General features: G+C 42.0%; 20 protein-coding genes. 14 read left to right on the top strand and 6 right to left on the bottom strand.

Annotation, left to right across the window (positions count from 1 at the left end; all coding sequences use genetic code 11):
- The first annotated feature begins 46 nt into the window (after positions 1-46).
- Complete coding sequence (locus tag VHA01S_RS09745) at positions 47-238, top strand: YwbE family protein (protein ID WP_021713190.1); 192 nt, start codon at positions 47-49, stop codon at positions 236-238.
- A gap of 51 nt (positions 239-289) precedes the next feature.
- Here VHA01S_RS09745 and VHA01S_RS09740 read toward each other — a convergent pair whose 3' ends face one another.
- A complete protein-coding gene (locus VHA01S_RS09740; protein ID WP_023404194.1) occupies positions 290-691 on the bottom strand; it encodes a YkgJ family cysteine cluster protein in 402 nt (133 codons plus the stop codon).
- Positions 692-861: 170 nt separating this feature from the next.
- On the opposite strand from VHA01S_RS09740, the gene VHA01S_RS18480 reads away from it, so the two are divergent.
- The 3 genes from VHA01S_RS18480 (at position 862) to VHA01S_RS09725 (ending at position 2352) form a co-directional block, all read left to right on the top strand.
- Positions 862-1023: a hypothetical protein gene (locus VHA01S_RS18480; RefSeq protein ID WP_023404193.1), complete on the top strand. Its 162-nt coding sequence runs from the start codon at positions 862-864 to the stop codon at positions 1021-1023.
- 218 nt (positions 1024-1241) lie between these two features.
- Positions 1242-1640 carry a putative periplasmic lipoprotein gene (locus VHA01S_RS09730; protein ID WP_023404191.1) on the top strand — a complete coding sequence of 133 codons (399 nt, stop codon included), beginning with the start codon at positions 1242-1244 and terminating at the stop codon, positions 1638-1640.
- A gap of 109 nt (positions 1641-1749) precedes the next feature.
- Complete coding sequence (locus tag VHA01S_RS09725; protein ID WP_023404190.1) at positions 1750-2352, top strand: DUF1294 domain-containing protein; 603 nt, start codon at positions 1750-1752, stop codon at positions 2350-2352.
- Between the two features lie 195 nt (positions 2353-2547).
- Here the strand turns inward: VHA01S_RS09725 and VHA01S_RS09720 are convergent, their stop codons facing one another.
- Together VHA01S_RS09720 and VHA01S_RS09715 are read right to left on the bottom strand one after the other, a co-directional pair.
- On the bottom strand, positions 2548-2736 hold the full coding sequence (locus tag VHA01S_RS09720; protein ID WP_023404189.1) for a hypothetical protein: 189 nt from the start codon (positions 2734-2736) through the stop codon (positions 2548-2550).
- A 156-nt stretch (positions 2737-2892) separates the two neighbouring features.
- Complete coding sequence (locus VHA01S_RS09715; protein ID WP_023404188.1) at positions 2893-3156, bottom strand: hypothetical protein; 264 nt, start codon at positions 3154-3156, stop codon at positions 2893-2895.
- 249 nt (positions 3157-3405) lie between these two features.
- Here VHA01S_RS09715 and VHA01S_RS09710 point away from each other — a divergent pair, with 249 nt between their 5' ends.
- Genes VHA01S_RS09710 through VHA01S_RS09700 form a run of 3 tightly spaced genes read left to right on the top strand, consistent with a single transcriptional unit; the run spans position 3406 to position 5931 of the window.
- Entirely contained in the window at positions 3406-4458 is a 1053-nt protein-coding gene (locus VHA01S_RS09710) for an HlyD family secretion protein (protein ID WP_023404187.1), read from the top strand.
- A gap of 29 nt (positions 4459-4487) precedes the next feature.
- A complete protein-coding gene (locus VHA01S_RS09705) occupies positions 4488-5501 on the top strand; it encodes a DUF2955 domain-containing protein (RefSeq protein ID WP_023404186.1) in 1014 nt (337 codons plus the stop codon).
- Positions 5464-5931, top strand: a complete 468-nt coding sequence (locus tag VHA01S_RS09700) for a MarR family winged helix-turn-helix transcriptional regulator (RefSeq protein WP_023404185.1) — start codon at positions 5464-5466, stop codon at positions 5929-5931. The genes VHA01S_RS09705 and VHA01S_RS09700 overlap by 38 nt, the downstream gene beginning before the upstream one ends.
- Positions 5932-6086: 155 nt before the next feature.
- Here the strand turns inward: VHA01S_RS09700 and VHA01S_RS09695 are convergent, their stop codons facing one another.
- Positions 6087-6695, bottom strand: a complete 609-nt coding sequence (locus VHA01S_RS09695) for a TetR/AcrR family transcriptional regulator (protein ID WP_023404184.1) — start codon at positions 6693-6695, stop codon at positions 6087-6089.
- A 116-nt stretch (positions 6696-6811) separates the two neighbouring features.
- Between VHA01S_RS09695 and VHA01S_RS09690 the strand changes: the two genes are divergently transcribed.
- From VHA01S_RS09690 to VHA01S_RS09665, 6 genes are all read left to right on the top strand, one after another.
- The gene (locus VHA01S_RS09690; RefSeq protein ID WP_023404183.1) at positions 6812-7987 is read left to right on the top strand and encodes an MBL fold metallo-hydrolase; all 1176 of its coding nucleotides are present in this window, start codon (positions 6812-6814) and stop codon (positions 7985-7987) included.
- Positions 7988-8122: 135 nt separating this feature from the next.
- Entirely contained in the window at positions 8123-8773 is a 651-nt protein-coding gene (locus tag VHA01S_RS09685; protein WP_023404182.1) for a DNA-methyltransferase, read from the top strand.
- A gap of 157 nt (positions 8774-8930) precedes the next feature.
- Positions 8931-9362, top strand: a complete 432-nt coding sequence (locus VHA01S_RS09680; RefSeq protein ID WP_023404181.1) for a DUF2000 domain-containing protein — start codon at positions 8931-8933, stop codon at positions 9360-9362.
- Between the two features lie 152 nt (positions 9363-9514).
- Positions 9515-9976 (top strand): N-acetyltransferase, encoded by a 462-nt coding sequence (locus VHA01S_RS09675; protein ID WP_023404180.1) that lies wholly within the window; start codon positions 9515-9517, stop codon positions 9974-9976.
- A gap of 113 nt (positions 9977-10089) precedes the next feature.
- The gene (locus tag VHA01S_RS09670) at positions 10090-10554 is read left to right on the top strand and encodes an ASCH domain-containing protein (RefSeq protein WP_023404179.1); all 465 of its coding nucleotides are present in this window, start codon (positions 10090-10092) and stop codon (positions 10552-10554) included.
- A gap of 61 nt (positions 10555-10615) precedes the next feature.
- Complete coding sequence (locus tag VHA01S_RS09665; protein WP_023404178.1) at positions 10616-11227, top strand: class I SAM-dependent DNA methyltransferase; 612 nt, start codon at positions 10616-10618, stop codon at positions 11225-11227.
- Positions 11228-11262: 35 nt separating this feature from the next.
- Here the strand turns inward: VHA01S_RS09665 and pulA are convergent, their stop codons facing one another.
- Positions 11263-14484: a pullulanase-type alpha-1,6-glucosidase gene (pulA, locus tag VHA01S_RS09660; protein WP_023404177.1), complete on the bottom strand. Its 3222-nt coding sequence runs from the start codon at positions 14482-14484 to the stop codon at positions 11263-11265.
- A gap of 415 nt (positions 14485-14899) precedes the next feature.
- On the opposite strand from pulA, the gene ihfA reads away from it, so the two are divergent.
- Positions 14900-15202 carry an integration host factor subunit alpha gene (gene ihfA, locus VHA01S_RS09655; RefSeq protein WP_021713209.1) on the top strand — a complete coding sequence of 101 codons (303 nt, stop codon included), beginning with the start codon at positions 14900-14902 and terminating at the stop codon, positions 15200-15202.
- Between the two features lie 99 nt (positions 15203-15301).
- On the opposite strand, the gene purT is transcribed toward ihfA, so the two are convergent.
- The gene (purT, locus tag VHA01S_RS09650) at positions 15302-16477 is read right to left on the bottom strand and encodes a formate-dependent phosphoribosylglycinamide formyltransferase (RefSeq protein WP_023404176.1); all 1176 of its coding nucleotides are present in this window, start codon (positions 16475-16477) and stop codon (positions 15302-15304) included.
- Positions 16478-16554: the final 77 nt, after the last annotated feature.

The raw sequence follows: 16554 nt of genomic DNA, 5'->3' as shown, positions 1-16554 counted from the left end.
GCTGGCACTTTTTTATGATTCTTACTGTAGTGATAAGGGCGCGAACATGAGCGGCACTCAACGATCCAACATACGCAAAGGGCTTGAAGTAAACATTGTCCTGAAAAAAGATCAACGCACTGGAACACTGACTTCAGGCGTAGTGAAAGATATTCTGACTAAGTCACCTAACCATCCGCACGGCATTAAGGTTCGCCTAGAAAGTGGTGATGTGGGGCGAGTAAAAGAGATCGTATAAGCGCACGTTTGAGCCTGTCTTAGTAAGGTTTGAACGTTGCAAATATCAGCGTTAGGAATAGCTTGATGGTCGGCTCGAACTCATTAATTTGTCTAGCTGCCTCTGCGCTTTGTTTGGGTTATTCAAATCGACAGCTTCAATCATTTCACATTCATCTCTCACCATTTCATCGATAAGGCTAGGGTAGTGGCGACAATCTTCGGGCCGGTCGAGGTAAATGCTGCACGTATATTTGTCTTTTTCTCCAGCCCTGATTTTTGGTACCAATTCTAAAAATGGGCAACGCTCTAGTTGCTCTCTTGTTTGCGGATCAAACCAGATTTTGCCATCTTTCACATACTCAAAGATATCCGGGTTAAATAACTCCCACAGGTCTATCTCTTGTTGTGTGGCCGCTAAATCACCATTGCCATATTTGATGCAACATTTCCCGCATTGGTTACAGTCTTTCATGATGTTTCCGCATGGTATTTCCGTTGAGTCATGATGATGGATTCAGTCTATCACTAATCGTCATGAGCAAAATGAGTAAATCAACAGTGTTTAAGGCAGATTAGTAGCACAATCACCTGTATTATTTCGCTATAATCCCTCCTATTATCTAAAATTCAATAAGATAGAACATGAGAAAATACTACATTGTGGAAGGTGACACTTCTTCTAAAAAGCAAAAACTCGCCTACCCAAAGATGGCATTGTGCGAAAAATGCGTAACCGATTTCGCCGTGATTAGTGAAGGCGAGAGAACCTACGAGCCATGTCAAAAATGCGGCGCTGACGATTAGGTGCGGGGTCAAGGTGCGGGGTCAGGTCTTGAAATTTGCACCTATATTTAAGCGACTGCTATTTTAAAAAATGGCGGTTACTTTAAGTAATCCACGCTATCGTAAAAATTATATGCATCAAATCATCTCATCATCCGCACGACATCAAAATGTGTTTGAGGGGGATGATGTAGGGCATGTAAAAGAAATTTTATACAATGAATTTAAAGGACATTACTGTGAAAAACATATTCCTTGTTATTGCACTTAGCTTTTTTATGGCAGGTTGTGTCTCCAAACCAGTTTTAAATATTGAACAAGCTTATGTACCGACGTCACAAACCGGTGAACATGTTTCGAGTGAATCTGTTCGTGATGCAATATTTCGCGCAGCAGAGCGCCGCGGCTGGACGCCTAGGGTAATTGAACCTGGCGTGATTATGGCCGATATCTCAGTGCGTTCTCACACGGCTAGAGTCAAGATTGAATATGATGATAGTGAATACAGTATCCATTATGTAAGTAGCCAAAACCTGAATTACAAAAACGGCACTATCCATAGAAACTACAACAACTGGGTACTAAAACTGTCTCGCAGCATCCAACAAGAACTGGGTGTGAACTCGCAAAAATACTAATTATTTTTGCTAAATTGAGTTAAATTACGCTACTTATTTTATACATCATGAGTGGCGTTTTTTCGTTCTTTGTTGATTGATGTAATGATGGAAATACGGGTATAGGGAAATGATAAAAGGCCAAATAGTCGAGTGGTTTGATGCAAAAGGATATGGTTTTATCGAAATGCCATACAGCGAGCAGAAGGTTTTTGTGCATATTTCTGCACTGAAAAATAGGAATCGACGACCGAAAATAGGGGATGAAGTTACATTTGAAGTCCTCGAAGATAACCGAGGTCGTTTCAATGCTCATAATGTGGCTCGTGTTGGAGGCTCACCTATGTCAACGAGCATGCTGTTTAGCACTATTTATCTTTTTGCAGTAATTATCGCGACAATGCTATTTAACGGGGAAAAGTGGATTATCCTTGCTTATGCATTTATGTCTCTGGTGACTTATTTTATGTATGCGATAGATAAAAGCGCAGCAAAAGAAGGTCGATGGCGAACGTCTGAAAACACACTTCATCTGCTAGCGTTGTTCGGCGGTTGGCCTGGCGCTTTATGCGCACAGACCGAATTTAACCACAAATCGAAGAAACAGCCATTTAAAACGATTTTATGGATCACGGTAATCGTAAATATAGCTGTGTTTGCTTGGACGTTTACTCCTCAAGGGCATGCTGCGATAGGCGAGTTAGTTCGAGGGATAATATCGTTTCTGAGGTAATTGTGGGTGGAACTCAGTATGACTTGGATTTTTTTATTGGGCTAAAGCAGTTGTTGATACCAAAGTTGTTTGTTAGACCGAGAATCACAAGGTTGTGATCGCTCTTTCCTTATGCTTAATTGAGCAGTGTGTATTGCAATTTATTCCCATAAACAAACCACTGTACCGAAAATGCTCAATGACATTCCCCTTTGATCACTTAAGCTTGGACTTAACATCGTAATTTCCATTACCTAACTCAATTCGTTCTTTACTTGAGATGGACGACTTAGGGATTTCTACATGGTACTCATTAACTGGGTAAGGTGTGCTTGAATTTCTAACCGAACCTTTTTCACTAACTTCAACATCGAATATTGCGCCATCATCTAGCGTAACATCCACATGGAACTATCCATCTTCTGGCGTCCATGATTCTAAGAACGTGCGGGGTCAGGTCTTGAAATTTGCAGGTATAGATGATGTTTAATCGTTTATACCTGCACATATTAATCCGCGCACATTTAAAGCATTACGCTTAATGAACTTTACTAACCAAACTCACTCAACCCTCTTACCACGCCTAACCTGATACACCGCGATATTCTTCTCAGTGAGATGCCTTACAACATCAGGGATCGTTTGCATCGGCATTGCCATTTGATAACCGTGCTCAAGATGCACTATCTGATCGGCGCTTTTGTCATTCAAAAACGATGTCAGTACATCCAGAGTTGCGTCTTGTGACGTCTCTTGCGCGTGAGCGACCTCAAAGTAAACAAGATATAAATCGTCGCTATAGTCCTGTGGTGTTCCATTATTCATAGTGCCTCCGGGATAAAGAATTGACTGCTATTCATACCGCAATGGTTGATGTTTTAAACATAAACTATTGCTAGGGGCTGATCTAGAGAATACAAGTGACGAAAAAGCATTTATATGACGTGAGACGTGTTTGTTGACAAGGTATGTGACTGCGATAGAAGTTTATTTCTCAGTATAAAATAAATTTTTGTTGCACATGAAACAAAATGAGGTTAGTATTACCTCAAATATTGTTGCAGGTGAAACATTATGATGAATAAAGCGTATCAATGGGCCTTGTATCTTGTGCTTGGTTTAAGTGCAGTTTTTGCTGTGTTTTTGGTGGTGAGTGACAACGTTGCTCCATTTACCACCCAAGCTCAATTACATATCCCGACCAGTCGCATTGCGGCAGAAGTGTCTGCTCCCGTGATTGAATTAGCGGTTGAGAATGGACAGAAAGTGAAGAAAGGGGACTTGCTGGTTCGTTTAGATTCAGCTCGTTACCAACTCGCGTTGACACAGGCTCAAGCCAATTTAGTAGAGGCTGAACAAACCTATCAAGCCAACAAACAGCATCTAAACAGTGCATTAGCTGCGCTTCGTCAGCGTCAGCAAGAGGCGAGCAATGCACAGCGTAAAATAAAGCGTAATGATCGATTAATTGCTCGCAAGCTAATTAGCCAAGAAGCGTATGACGATAGTCATGCCAGTTTAGTCGTGCATCAACAAGCGGTGGAATCGGCGCGCGCACAAGTGGCGCAAATTAAAGCTGAGTTGGTACAAAGCAGTGATAACGGAGCATTGGCCGTTGCTCGCGCTCGTGTTGAATTAGCAAAGTTAGATCTTAAAAAGACCACACTCTTAGCGCCAGTAGATGGCGTGATCAGTAACTTGAATTTAAATTCGGGGACGTATGTGAACGCGGGGACACCAGTGTTGTTCTTAGTGGACAGAAATCACGCGTGGGTAAATGCCGACTTTAATGAAAAAGGTTTAGCAAAATTAACCAAAGGTACAGATGTACGTTTAGTGTTTGATGCTCTACCGGGTGAGGTTCATAGAGGTGAAATTCAAGGTAAGGAACTTGCAATACATGATGCAAGCAGTGACAACAACGGATTAGCGCGCGTAGTCAATGATGATCACTGGATTCGCGATCAACAAAAAGTGCGTACTCAAGTTTCCCTCTCTGATTTAGACAGTTCGGCACTGTTCTCTGGTTCAAAAGTGAGTGTGATGGTGGTTTCTAACACATCAACTTGGGATTGCCTAGGCAGCACTTGGATGGGATTTTTAGCTCATCTGCGATACCTAGTGTAAGACAACGAATGTAAGAACGGGGGGCAGAAATGAGTAATATTATACGTGGTGATATTAAGTGGTCTGAAGTGATATGGATGGTTTCCATTGTGTCACTAGGAATGCTTTCGCAATTATGGCTACAACTGGATATAGCGGCTTATCTGGCGTTATATCCCGTCATGGCAGCAACCAAACTTAACGATTATTCTATGCAAGGGATATTAAAAGCATTCTTGCCCATCTTACTCGTAGCATGCGTTGCATTATTGGTGGATCAACTGTTTGGCTCACATCCATTTGTGGTTTGGGGAATCAGTTTGTGGGTGTTTGATTGTGCAAGACGCTGGGCTGATACTCCCGCTAAATTGGGGCAAATTTATATACCGCTATTGAACTGGTTTTTAGTGATTGTGTTTGCTCAGCACGCACCGATACCTATGACACACTGGGTGCGTGATATTGCCGTTAGCATGGTGACCACCATAGTGGTGGTGCGTTTTGTCATGCTCTTTATGTCACCGCCAAAAGCCAGTTCACCACCGCCTATGCAGGCAAAAAAAGTGACCTATCAGCAGCGTCTTATCTATGTTGTTATGTTGGGATTAGGTTTAGCATTTTTAATGATGGTTAACTTAATTGCTGCCACATTTTGTATGATGCCGGTGATCATTGCCGCAGCCCAAAGCGAAAAAGCCATTTATCAAATGATCGTAAAAACCTGTTTGCATGCCCACGTTGGTGGATGTGCTTTGGCGATGGTATTTGTGGCGCTATTAGCTGGGGAGCACGTTCATAACCTTGTCTATATCATAGGTTTGACACTGCTCGTACTGTTGATTGCAGTATGGATTAGCGGCAGTAGAGCAGGGGTTAAAGCGTTACATACTGAAGCTATGCTGGGAACTATGTTACCCTTACAACTTTATGTATCAGCGACGGATTTAGGTTTGCAAGACACCTATTTTCGAGGTGAATTAATGCTGATGGTGTTGGCATTGTTAGTCGTCAGCCAAGGAATTATATATGGAAAATCAAACAGCCTTGTCAATCACGGGCATTGATAAATTAGATTCAAACCCATTGTTTTTAATGGGGTTTGCTTATAAACAGTTTCGTTCAAAAATTGCGGTTGAGCTCTCTAGTGCATCGCATATCTCGTTAGAAATGTATGGGGCGCTTAAAGTATTGAGCACCAATGGCATGCTCACACAACAAGAGTTATCTGATTTGTTGTTACGCCATCGCTCGGTGACAAAGCGTTTAGTGGATAATGCGATAAAGCTTGAGTTAGTCGTAGCCAGCAAAAGTGAAACAAACAAAAAAGTGAAGCTATTGGCTCTGACGCCACTTGGGCAACAAACGGTCGTTGAATGTGCGCCAATTGTGGATAGCGTTTCGGCGCAGTTTCAACAAAGTCTCACCGCGCAAGAATCTAAGCAGTTGACAGACTTACTGGCAAAGTTAGTGAAAACGGACGAATTTGTGGATTAATCGTCCGTTTTTAAAGCGCTCGTTTTTAAAGTGCTCAAAGCTGGATAAGCATCAATGATGTATTGTATGGGGTAGAGTTCTGTCGATAGTGATTTTGCAGTGAGAGTTCGACATGTTCTCTGCCTTTTCTAGCACAATGGCACTAGATAAACCGATTATTTTATCTGGTAGGCCGCCACAAACTGCTGCACGGCACAGTTAATCACAATGCGCTGCGTAGCTACATCTGGTGGCGGAGTATGTGCCATTAATTGCGGCCAAAAAATGATTGATTTTAAACTGGCAATAAACTGCTCTGAAGCAATGGCAGGATGCTCTACCTTCAATTGCTTAGCGTTAATGCCTTGCTCAATCCATTGTGTCATTCCATAGGCGCTTTCAAGAGATTCAAGCTTCTCCATCAATACATTCGCCAGTGCTTTTGAACCCATACATTCGCGCATAACCATGCGAGTTAGGGCGATAAAGGGGGCTGAGCGAAGCAGTTCGACTTCTTTTTCTGCAATGCAGGTTAGCTGCTCGGTGAGTGATTTATTTTGCTCAAAGGCAATATCACTGAGCACTGTAATGCTTGATAATAGTCGCTCAATGATGACAGAAAATAAGCTTTCTTTGGTTGGGTAATATTTGTAAAGGGTACGTTTTGATACGGCTGCTTTTTTTGCAATCGCTTCCATACTTGCTTGATCTAACCCTTTTTCAGAAAAAATTTCGATAGCGGCACAGATAATATTTTCTTGTTTAATTTCAGCAAGTTTAGCCATAACAGCGGCTCCTTTCAGAGAGAGCGAAAGCAGAAAAGTAAACGATAATGTTTACTTTTCTGCTTTCAAGGGTATGCTTAAAGTATACACCACTGTTTACTTTTGAGGCTAGCTTAATGAATTCAAAATTAATTTCATCATTGAATACTATTTTTAAAAGCATTCGATTGACGCTAGATGATAAGCGAGCACGACGCATACAAAGCGAACAAATACGTCAAACCCGCATCGAACACTCGCCGCAATTTATGAATGGCCGAGTAAAATCGAACATACCTTCAGTGGAAACAGACGATAGTTTCTTCGGTTTATTGTGGAAGTTTTTCAGCACCCGCAGTCAATATAAACCTAAACATGCTTTGCCATACCAAGTCGTAGACACCAATAAATTGCAAAGCCGAAGCCAAGCATTACGCGTGACATGGTTAGGGCATTCATCGCTGTTTATTGAAGTGGACAAGCAGCGGATCTTAATCGATCCCGTGTTTGAATACGCAGCCCCACGTTTTTCATCTCGGCTTTTTAAGCGCAATGTTGCAGCGCCTGTTAGCAAAGAAGCATTGCCACTGCCGGATGTGATTTTGATTTCTCATAATCACTATGATCATTTGGAAGAGTCAACGGCCAGATATTACGCAAGCAAAAACGTAATGTTTTATGTGCCACTTGGAGTGGGACGTTATCTAGAAAAGTGGGGGATTAATCCTGACAGTATTCAAGAATTTGATTGGTGGGAAGATCAGGTATTAAATGGCGTACAGATAACGGCCACACCTGCAAATCATAACTCGGCAAGAGGCTTATTTGATGGCAATAAAACGTTATGGGCGTCTTGGGTTATTAAAGCAGAGTCAGGCAGTGTATTTTACAGTGGTGATACCGCTTATGGTGCGCACTTCAAAGCCATTGGCGACAAGTTAGGCCCATTTGACCTAACATTTATGGAAGTTGCCGCAAACGTAAAAGGTGGCAAACGCTTTCCAGTAGAGGCATGGGGGCACATGCAAGCCTCACATACCATGCAGGCCCATTTAGATGTGCAAGGCGATAAACTTTTCCCTGTGCATTGGTCTACTTATGAGTTATTTATGCACCAATGGGACGAGCCTGTGAATGATCTTATCGGTGAGGCGCAAAAGACCAGTATTGAATTAGTGACTCCTTTTATTGGTCAATCTGTTGATTTTTCACAACCTATTTCCACCCACTACTGGTGGCAAGAAAGCAGTAAAGCCCAAAATGAGATAGATGAAATAGATGATTCATTAGGTTTGATAAAAGTGCGTTTATAGAAGCACATTGTTAAAAGACAGTTTGGCATTTTAGTCAGCATCCTAGTGAGTTGATAAAAAAGAGCCTTTATTGTTAGACCTCATCAAAAGTGAGGATTATGCTAGCGTATTCGCTTTAGCTTTTAGGACGGTTTCATGTCTCAAATTTATCAAATGGATGCCGTAGAGTGGTTGAAGACTTTGCCAGATGCCAGCGTCGATCTTTTTATCACAGATCCACCTTATGAGTCTTTGGAAAAACATCGAAAAATTGGCACCACAACACGGCTGAAAGAAAGCAAATCGTCCAGTAATCAGTGGTTTGGTATTTTTCCAAATACGCGTTTTGCAGAATTGTTTACGCAAATCTATCGCGTCTTAAAGAAAAACTCGCATTTCTATTTGTTCTGCGACCAAGAAACCATGTTCATCGTTAAACCCATCGCAGAACAATTAGGCTTTAAATTTTGGAAGCCAATAGTGTGGGACAAATGTGCTATTGGCATGGGTTATCACTATCGCGCACGCTATGAATTTATTCTATTTTTCGAAAAAGGAAAACGAAAACTTAACGATTTAAGCATCCCGGATGTGTTACAACACAAACGCGTGTGGCGAGGTTATCCAACTGAAAAACCGGTCGAACTACTAGAAGTTCTGATCAAACAAAGCTCATCAGAAAACGAAGTCGTCGCGGATGCCTTTTTCGGCTCCGGCGCAACCCTAATCGCAGCCAACAACCTCTCAAGACAATACCTAGGTTGCGACATCTCCGACTCTGCCCACCACCACTTCAACCACCGATAGAGCGGGGTCAGGTCTTGAAATTTGCAGCGTTTCAAAACTTATTGCTATAGATGCTGAGAAAGTTAAGTTAAATGTATATCTATCAAATAGTTAGAATATTCTCTTTAAGAAATAAGCTGCCTAGAAAGGTAGTCAGAACAAAGGTAAAAGGAACACAATGTCAGATTTTGTAGAAGAAAATAGCCGTAGATTTATCGCTGTACTAAATAAAAAAATGGACTTAGGACGAACGTTAAATGTGTTAGGTCACATCAGTGTCGGATTATCAAATTGTCTGGACGCCAGCGAAACGGCTTATGTTGATTACCATGATAAAGACGGCAATATTCACCCTAACTTATCGCATTTTCCATTTATTGTACTTAAAGCTGATAATTCCAATAAAATCAGAAAGGTAAGAGAAGAAGCGCTTGCTAGAGGAATCAAGTTTGTCGATTTCACAAGCACAATGATTGATGGCGGCTCAGAGATTCAGCAACAAGTCACAAACGACACAGCAGAAGCTGATTTAGAGTACTTAGGTATTTCATTGTTTGGCAACACTGAAGAGCTTCGTGAGTTCACCAAAAAATTTAGCCTGTATCGATAGATAACGCGGGGTCAGGTCTTGAAATTTGCATAGACTGATAGCAATGCGATGTTTCTTCAATTTTAAAGAGAATTAATTATGCAAATTTCAAGACCTGACCCCATATATATTAAGTGGCATAATAGAGTTTCTCTTGTATTTAAGGAATTGTAATGAGCGAGCAAAACACAGCCGAATTAACATTTAGTGCGTTTCAAAAAGCGTTAAACACGAACCGCATTGATGTTGCAAAAGGTGAATTGAATTCAGATATGTTAGTTTATTTGGATCAACCTGAAGGGGAAACTCGTTACACCTACGCACTAATGGCCTCGGGCACTCGCGTAAAAGCGCTTTGTGTTGCTACGGTAAAAGAATCTGCAGTAGATAATCTTAGTTTAGAAGTGGAAGTGGCTACTTTTCACAAGTTTCGTCAACAAGGCCATGCGACTGCGGTACTTGAAAAAGCATTAGCTGAGTTGAAAAATGGCTTATCACGTAACAGCATTGACTCGTTTTCTATTACCTTAAATGTTGATAGCGATAATGTTGCCGGTCATGCATTCTGCAAAAAGTTTGCGGATGAGGTTAAAGATACTGATACAGGTAAATCTTACTTTAAGAAAGTGAGCTAAATCAGTTGTCTTTACGTTCATATAAACTCATACAAAGTAGTGATGTGGTGAACGTGCAAATTTCAAGACCTGACCCCCTTTACTGACCCCCTTTATATTTAGGACAATGTTTCATGGATGAACAATCTCAGCAGTATCTAAATCAATATCTGAGTTCATTGTCGGAGTTGGAGCGTGAGAAATATAGCTCATTCAGCTCTGATTATTTTTGCGGCGATGAAGAGAATGCCAATGTATGTGCAGAACTGATTCGTACTGGCGTAAAAACGGCGACATGCAGTTTGGCTGCTTGGTATGACTCTGATGATGAGCTAATGCCAAGTGTAGGACACCTGCAAGTGGTGCTTAATTGGCAACAGCAACCCATTTGTATTGTTGAAATAGACTCAGTGGAAACATGCCGATATAACGAAGTGACCGCTGAGTTTGCCTTTGCCGAAGGAGAAGGAGATCGCTCGTTAGCTTCTTGGCGAGAAACCCATTGGCAGTTCTTTTCTGGTGAATGTGCAGAGCTCAATATTACGCCTAAGGATGATATGCTATTGGTCTTGGAGCGTTTCCATGTAGTGTATGAGTAGCATCATCACAAATAGTCCCATATAAACAACTTCCACATCTACGCCAGTAAGGATACGGCTAATGAAACCTTCCCAAATAGAAAAAGCTTACGATCAAATTACGCACTTATGGGAAAGCGAGACATTTGATCGCTCAAATGGCATCGAACAGCATAAAAAAGCTATCTCATTTACGCGCAATAAAGGAAAAGCATTAGATATTGGCTGTGGATGTACAGGACGTTTTATAGAGTTGCTTTTAGAGGAAGGCTTTACGCCTTCGGGTATCGATATATCGTCTAAAATGCTAAAAGTTGCTGGGAAAAGACATCCAAACGTTGAGTTTACGCATGCTGATATCTGTGAGATTGAATTAAAAGACAAGTACGATTTCATCACTGCATGGGACAGCATTTGGCACATACCTCTTGCCGAGCAACGCAATGTCATAAGCAAGATCGTGGCAAGTTTAAATGAAGGTGGTGTGTTCATCTTTTCCTTTGGCGGTTTAACCGAAGAAGGCCACCATACAAATAGTGTAATGGGACCTGAAGTCTATTATTCATCCCTTGGTACTAACGGTTTTTTGAACTTATTCCTAGAATTAGGATGCGTTATTCGCCACCTCGAATTTGACCAATATCCCGAACTTCACACCTACCTTATCGTAGAAAAGTGCGGGGTCAGGTCTTGAAATTTGCATGCAAATTTCAAGACCTGACCCCGCAATTAACGTTGTTCGAATATCGCAGCTGTCCAGGCTGGGATTATGGCGATGTTGTCGGTGAGTTCGGTGCCTTGGGATAGTGAGAAGGGGCCTAGTTGCTGGTGGTAGCGGTGTAATTTGAATTGACTCATGTCCAGTTGGTTTATGGTTTGTAGATCGTTGCGGGCGTTGATTACGATAAGCAGTCTTTGACGCTCAGAGTCGATATTTTCAAATGGGGCTCGGTTATCGATGCTCATTATGATAAGTCCAGGGATCTGCTTTGAACCGGTATTGTGGAATTTAACTCGTTGAATGATTTCTCTGCCGTCACCTAAGGTAAAGAGTGGGCTACTGGCTCGAATTTCCATCATTTCTTTGAAGTAGCGTTCCGTTTTAATCATATCACGAGTCGAAAGTTCCACTTTGCCTTGGGTGTTTTCGTAGATGCTTTCAATCGTTTGCCAATTACTTTTATCTTTGTCGGCGCTCGGTAATCCAATATTCCAGTTGTTAGACTGCTTTGTAAAATCGACTTTGTTATACCAATCCCCTGAATTGTACGAATCTCTTTGCATTGATTTTGAGCGCAGTAATTCACTGCCCATATGATGAAATACCACATTTTGCCCGTACATGACTGTAGCTAGACTCACCGCGTGCATGCGAATGCGAGTGTTAAGGTCTGCATCAAAAGGCGCTTTATATTGCAGGTTATCCCATAGAGTTTGATTGTCGTGTTTCTCGACGTAATTGATGGTTTCCCACGCATCTTTGGCATAACCGGCAGGTTGGTTGTTGTAATCTAACCCAGCGCCGGTAATTGAACGATTTTTACTATCTTGCATCGGATAATCACGTAAATTACCTGCCATACCAAGGCGCACGAGATCGGCAAGATGCTTAGCTTGGGTTTCACTTAACGCATTTTGCTCATTAGGATAGACAAAAGCGCCATTACCAAACCCTTGCGATGCTCTTAACTGCGTTGATTGATCAAAGGGTGAACCGCCACGCACCGCATCACGCATGCGATCGGAAAATGATCCTATACCTGTGCCGTATAAATTGAGCTGTGACGCTTGCTTGAACATTTTATCGTTAGCAACTTCGCCAAAATCCCAGCCCTCACCATAAAAATAGACATCTGGATTGATAGCTTTGGCAGCATCTAATGAGGCTAATATCTGCGATCTTGGATGATGTCCCATAAGATCCCAGCGAAATGCGTCGATTTTATAATCTTTTGTCCAAACCAAGATGGAATCTGTGATCAGCTTTTCCATCATGGCTCGCTCTGGAGCGGTGTTGGCGCAGCAGGTGCTCTGTTCAACTTCTCCAGTGGTAGGGTGCAGTCTGTGATAGTAGTTAGGGACAATTTTATCCAACACTGATTTGTCAGCAAGGCCTGCGGCGTGAGTATGGTTATACACCACGTCCATTACGACGTTCATTTTTATATCAGACTTAATTGCCGCAACCATAGTGCGAAACTCTAAAATACGTTGCATGCCATTGGCACTGGTGGCATACGATCCTTCAGGTGTTGAATAATGAAAGGGATCATAGCCCCAATTGTAGCTGTCGTTGTTAGCGATGATACCGGTTAAGTCTTGTACTAGTGGCGTTGTTGAACTGTCTTTGTTTTTGAGCTGTTGCAGTACTTGTATTCCTGTTAGGGAGCTTTCGCAGTATAAAGAAAAATCGGCATGACGCAGCAGCTGTGGATTGGTCTGACAAAGGGTTTTAAACGGCTGATTGATATCGGCAATTTCAGTGATTTCTTCATTGATAGTGGCAATATCAAACACGGGTAATAAATGTAAGTGACTCGCTCCACGCCGTGACAGTGACTTTAAATGTTTTACAGGTAATGAATTATTGTCAGTAAAAGCAAGGTATTTGCCTCTATGTGCTTCGATTGTGGAGAGATCAAGGGCAGAGAAGTCTCGTATATGAGTTTCATAAATCATAAAAGATACGGGATTTTTCTGCGCTATAGGCGCGCGCAATTCATCCCAACCAGCAGGCTTTAACCTGGGGTGATTAACATCGACCACTTGGCTATGCTGAGAATTGGTAGAAAGACTTAACGAATAAGGGTCAGTAACTGACACGGTTTCTATTTTTGCTGAACTAGGATGAAACAGAGTCACTTGATAACGATAAAAATCTCCGTGCCCAAGGTTGGCGTATTCAACAAACCAACTACCTGATGCATAATCACGACGCATGAGAATCGGTGTATCAGCCTGCATCTGTTGGTTAAACGGGATGAGTTTAACTTGTTGTGCAGTAGGCGCCCAAACACGAAATGTAGTGGTGTTTGTCTCACTATTAAATACGGCGCCAAATTGAAGATCTTTTGTTTGTTCAGCATACAAGGCATCTAATAATGATGCAGTTTGCACTCTGGTTACGGATTGTAATTTAGATAAGTTACTCGCGTCTTTATCCCCCTGATTATAACTGGCTACCCAGATCTGACCACGAATCAAATGATCAATTGAGTGTTCAGACTCCTTATGTTGTATCTGGTAAGCTTTAAACTGCGTTGCAAGGTGAGGATATTGCTGTTTCCATGAATCCTCGTTAGTTTCAACAAGCGCGAGAGTGATAGAAGCTCCCTCAATTAGATCCTCTTGTTCGTTAACACTCATTCCTCCTTTTGGCGCAATGACCAGTTGAGCTTGGTCAGTTTCAATAGGAAGCAATATCAACGAAGGTGTAATCCAATGTGCTTTGGCACCTTGTAGAGCAATAGAGGATTTAGGCAGAGTTTTTGACGGAGTATAAAAAACACGATTAGTATCTTTGAACACGTAGCCTACCTTAGCGCCTGCTGAAGGCGATTTTGCGAATATCAGCTTTAAGTGGGATGTTTGATAAGTAGGATCAAAACTGTGCGGCGTAAAATTAACGCAACTTGCGTCGGCTTCGATAGGGATATCCCAATACAGCCCATAATCAGGATCACGGCCGGCAGGTTCTAGCCCATAATTCCATTCTGTGTCGTCACTTTGATAGCCAGAACATGCTTCGGTGTTCCAAACATGTAATGTGTATTCGGTGCTCGTTTGACCTTCATTGAAATATATTCGTGCAATATTGGGGTTACTTAATGTCGCGCTAGTCAGTGTATTTTGTTCACTAGAACCACTGGAGCAGGCGAGGGTAGAGAGTGCAATTATGCTACTAAAACAGAGCTTAAAATAACCTTTAAAAGGTGAAAATAATGCGGTCATGAAATTCCTTTTCCAACAACTTTTATCGCCGATTTGTGTAATGAAACCATTAAAATCATTACCTCAGCTTATCTGTCTTTACCAATATTCCTTATTAACATAGTAGAACAACCGACTGAAATTACTGAAAATATGACACTTTTTTGTAATCTTTACTTGTAATTAAGTAGCCTTTAATTATAAAATTTAACGTAAATGTAGTTGAATTTTCTAAGTGTCTAATTCTTATAAATTTTATTTAGAAAAAAGTTGGCGAAAGTGAAAACCTTGTCATACACTTTCGAACGAGTCATCAATATGTAGTTGATTGTAGAGACAAATTTTAGGAGCTAACGTAAGGTTTCATTGAGTTTGAAATCGTGGAGGGATTAACTCCTGCGTAGCTATTGATTCATCTAGCTTTGAGGGAAGTTTTATGGCGCTTACCAAGGCCGATTTGGCTGAAAACCTGTTTGAAAATCTTGGGTATAGTAAACGGGATGCCAAGGAAACCGTGGAAGTGTTTTTTGAAGAAATTCGGAAATCACTCGAAAGTGGCGAACAGGTAAAACTATCTGGATTCGGTAACTTTGATCTACGGGAAAAGAAAGAACGTCCTGGACGAAACCCAAAAACAGGGGAAGATATACCTATTTCCGCACGTCGCGTGGTCACATTTAGACCCGGTCAGAAGCTGAAAGCTCGCGTTGAAGAGCTGAAAAAAGACGACGTAAAATAATACGTTGCTCATTAACAGTTTAAATATTTAGCGGTTTAACAAAAAAGAGGTCTTAAGACCTCTTTTTTAGTATCTAGCGTCAGCTAAAACTACTAAGCGTTAGTAGTTAATTTTGATTTTCTTAGCGGCGCTCGTTGCCGAGTGGACGGCTAACGTAGTGTCTTTGGCGCGAGTTAAAATCACTCCTAAGCGGCGGCGACCATCGATATCAGGCTTACCAAATAGGCGAATTTGCGTATCAGGATTAGCAACGGCTTCGTCGATGCCAGTGTAAGAAAGATTAGTTGAAGTGCCTTGACCAAGAATAACAGCGGAAGCTGCCGATCCGGTTTGTCTGATCTTATTGATTGGGCTGCCGGTAAATGCGCGCACGTGCAGGGCAAACTCAGACATATCTTGAGAGATCATAGTCACCATGCCGGTATCATGCGGGCGAGGTGAGACTTCATTAAAGATCACTTTATCGCCTTTAATAAACAGCTCTACGCCGAAGATGCCGTAGCCACCTAGTGCATTGACGATTTGCTCTGCAACGTATTCAGCGGCTTTGATAGCCACTTCTGACATCTGTTGTGGCTGCCAAGACTCACGGTAATCGCCATCTTCTTGACGGTGGCCAATTGGCGCACAGAAGTGAACACCATCGACAGCACGTACTGTCAGTAGGGTGATCTCATAATCAAAATCAATGAAGCCTTCAACAATCACACGGCCTTCACCACTGCGACCGCCGGCTTGAGAGTAGTCCCATGCTGTCTGTACATCGTCAGCAGTGCGCATAACGCTCTGTCCTTTGCCTGATGAGCTCATTACAGGCTTTACCACGCACGGTAGGCCAACTTCTTCTACAGCTTGCGAGAACTCCTCAAAGGTATCAGCAAAACGATACTCAGAGGTGGTTAGGTGCAATTCTTCACCCGCAAGGCGACGGATGCCTTCACGGTTCATTGTCAGTTGGGTCGCGCGAGCGTTAGGTACGACGGTGGTGCCTTTCTTTTCAAGCTCAACTAGAGTATCAGTCGCAATCGCTTCGATTTCAGGAACAATATAAGTCGGCTGCTCTTGCTCGACTATCTTAGCCAGAGCATCGCCATCTAGCATATCAAGTACGTAGCTGCGGTGAGCAACTTGCATGGCTGGGGCATTGTCGTATTTATCACAAGCGATAACTTCAATACCTAAACGTTGGCATTCAATGGCCACTTCTTTACCTAGCTCACCAGAGCCGAGCAATAAAACTTTAGTTGCACTTGGTGCTGTTGCCGTACCCAACATAGTCGTTCCTTTAAGATTATGATTTTTTTAGCTGATAATACTCATTTTTTTATTGAGCGCAATCGTTTGCCTGTCGA

It is taken from the genome of Vibrio halioticoli NBRC 102217 (assembly GCF_000496695.1).
GTDB lineage: Bacteria > Pseudomonadota > Gammaproteobacteria > Enterobacterales > Vibrionaceae > Vibrio > Vibrio halioticoli.
The sequence above is the reverse complement of the archived record's forward strand: the minus strand, read 5'-3'. Positions and strand labels throughout refer to the sequence as shown.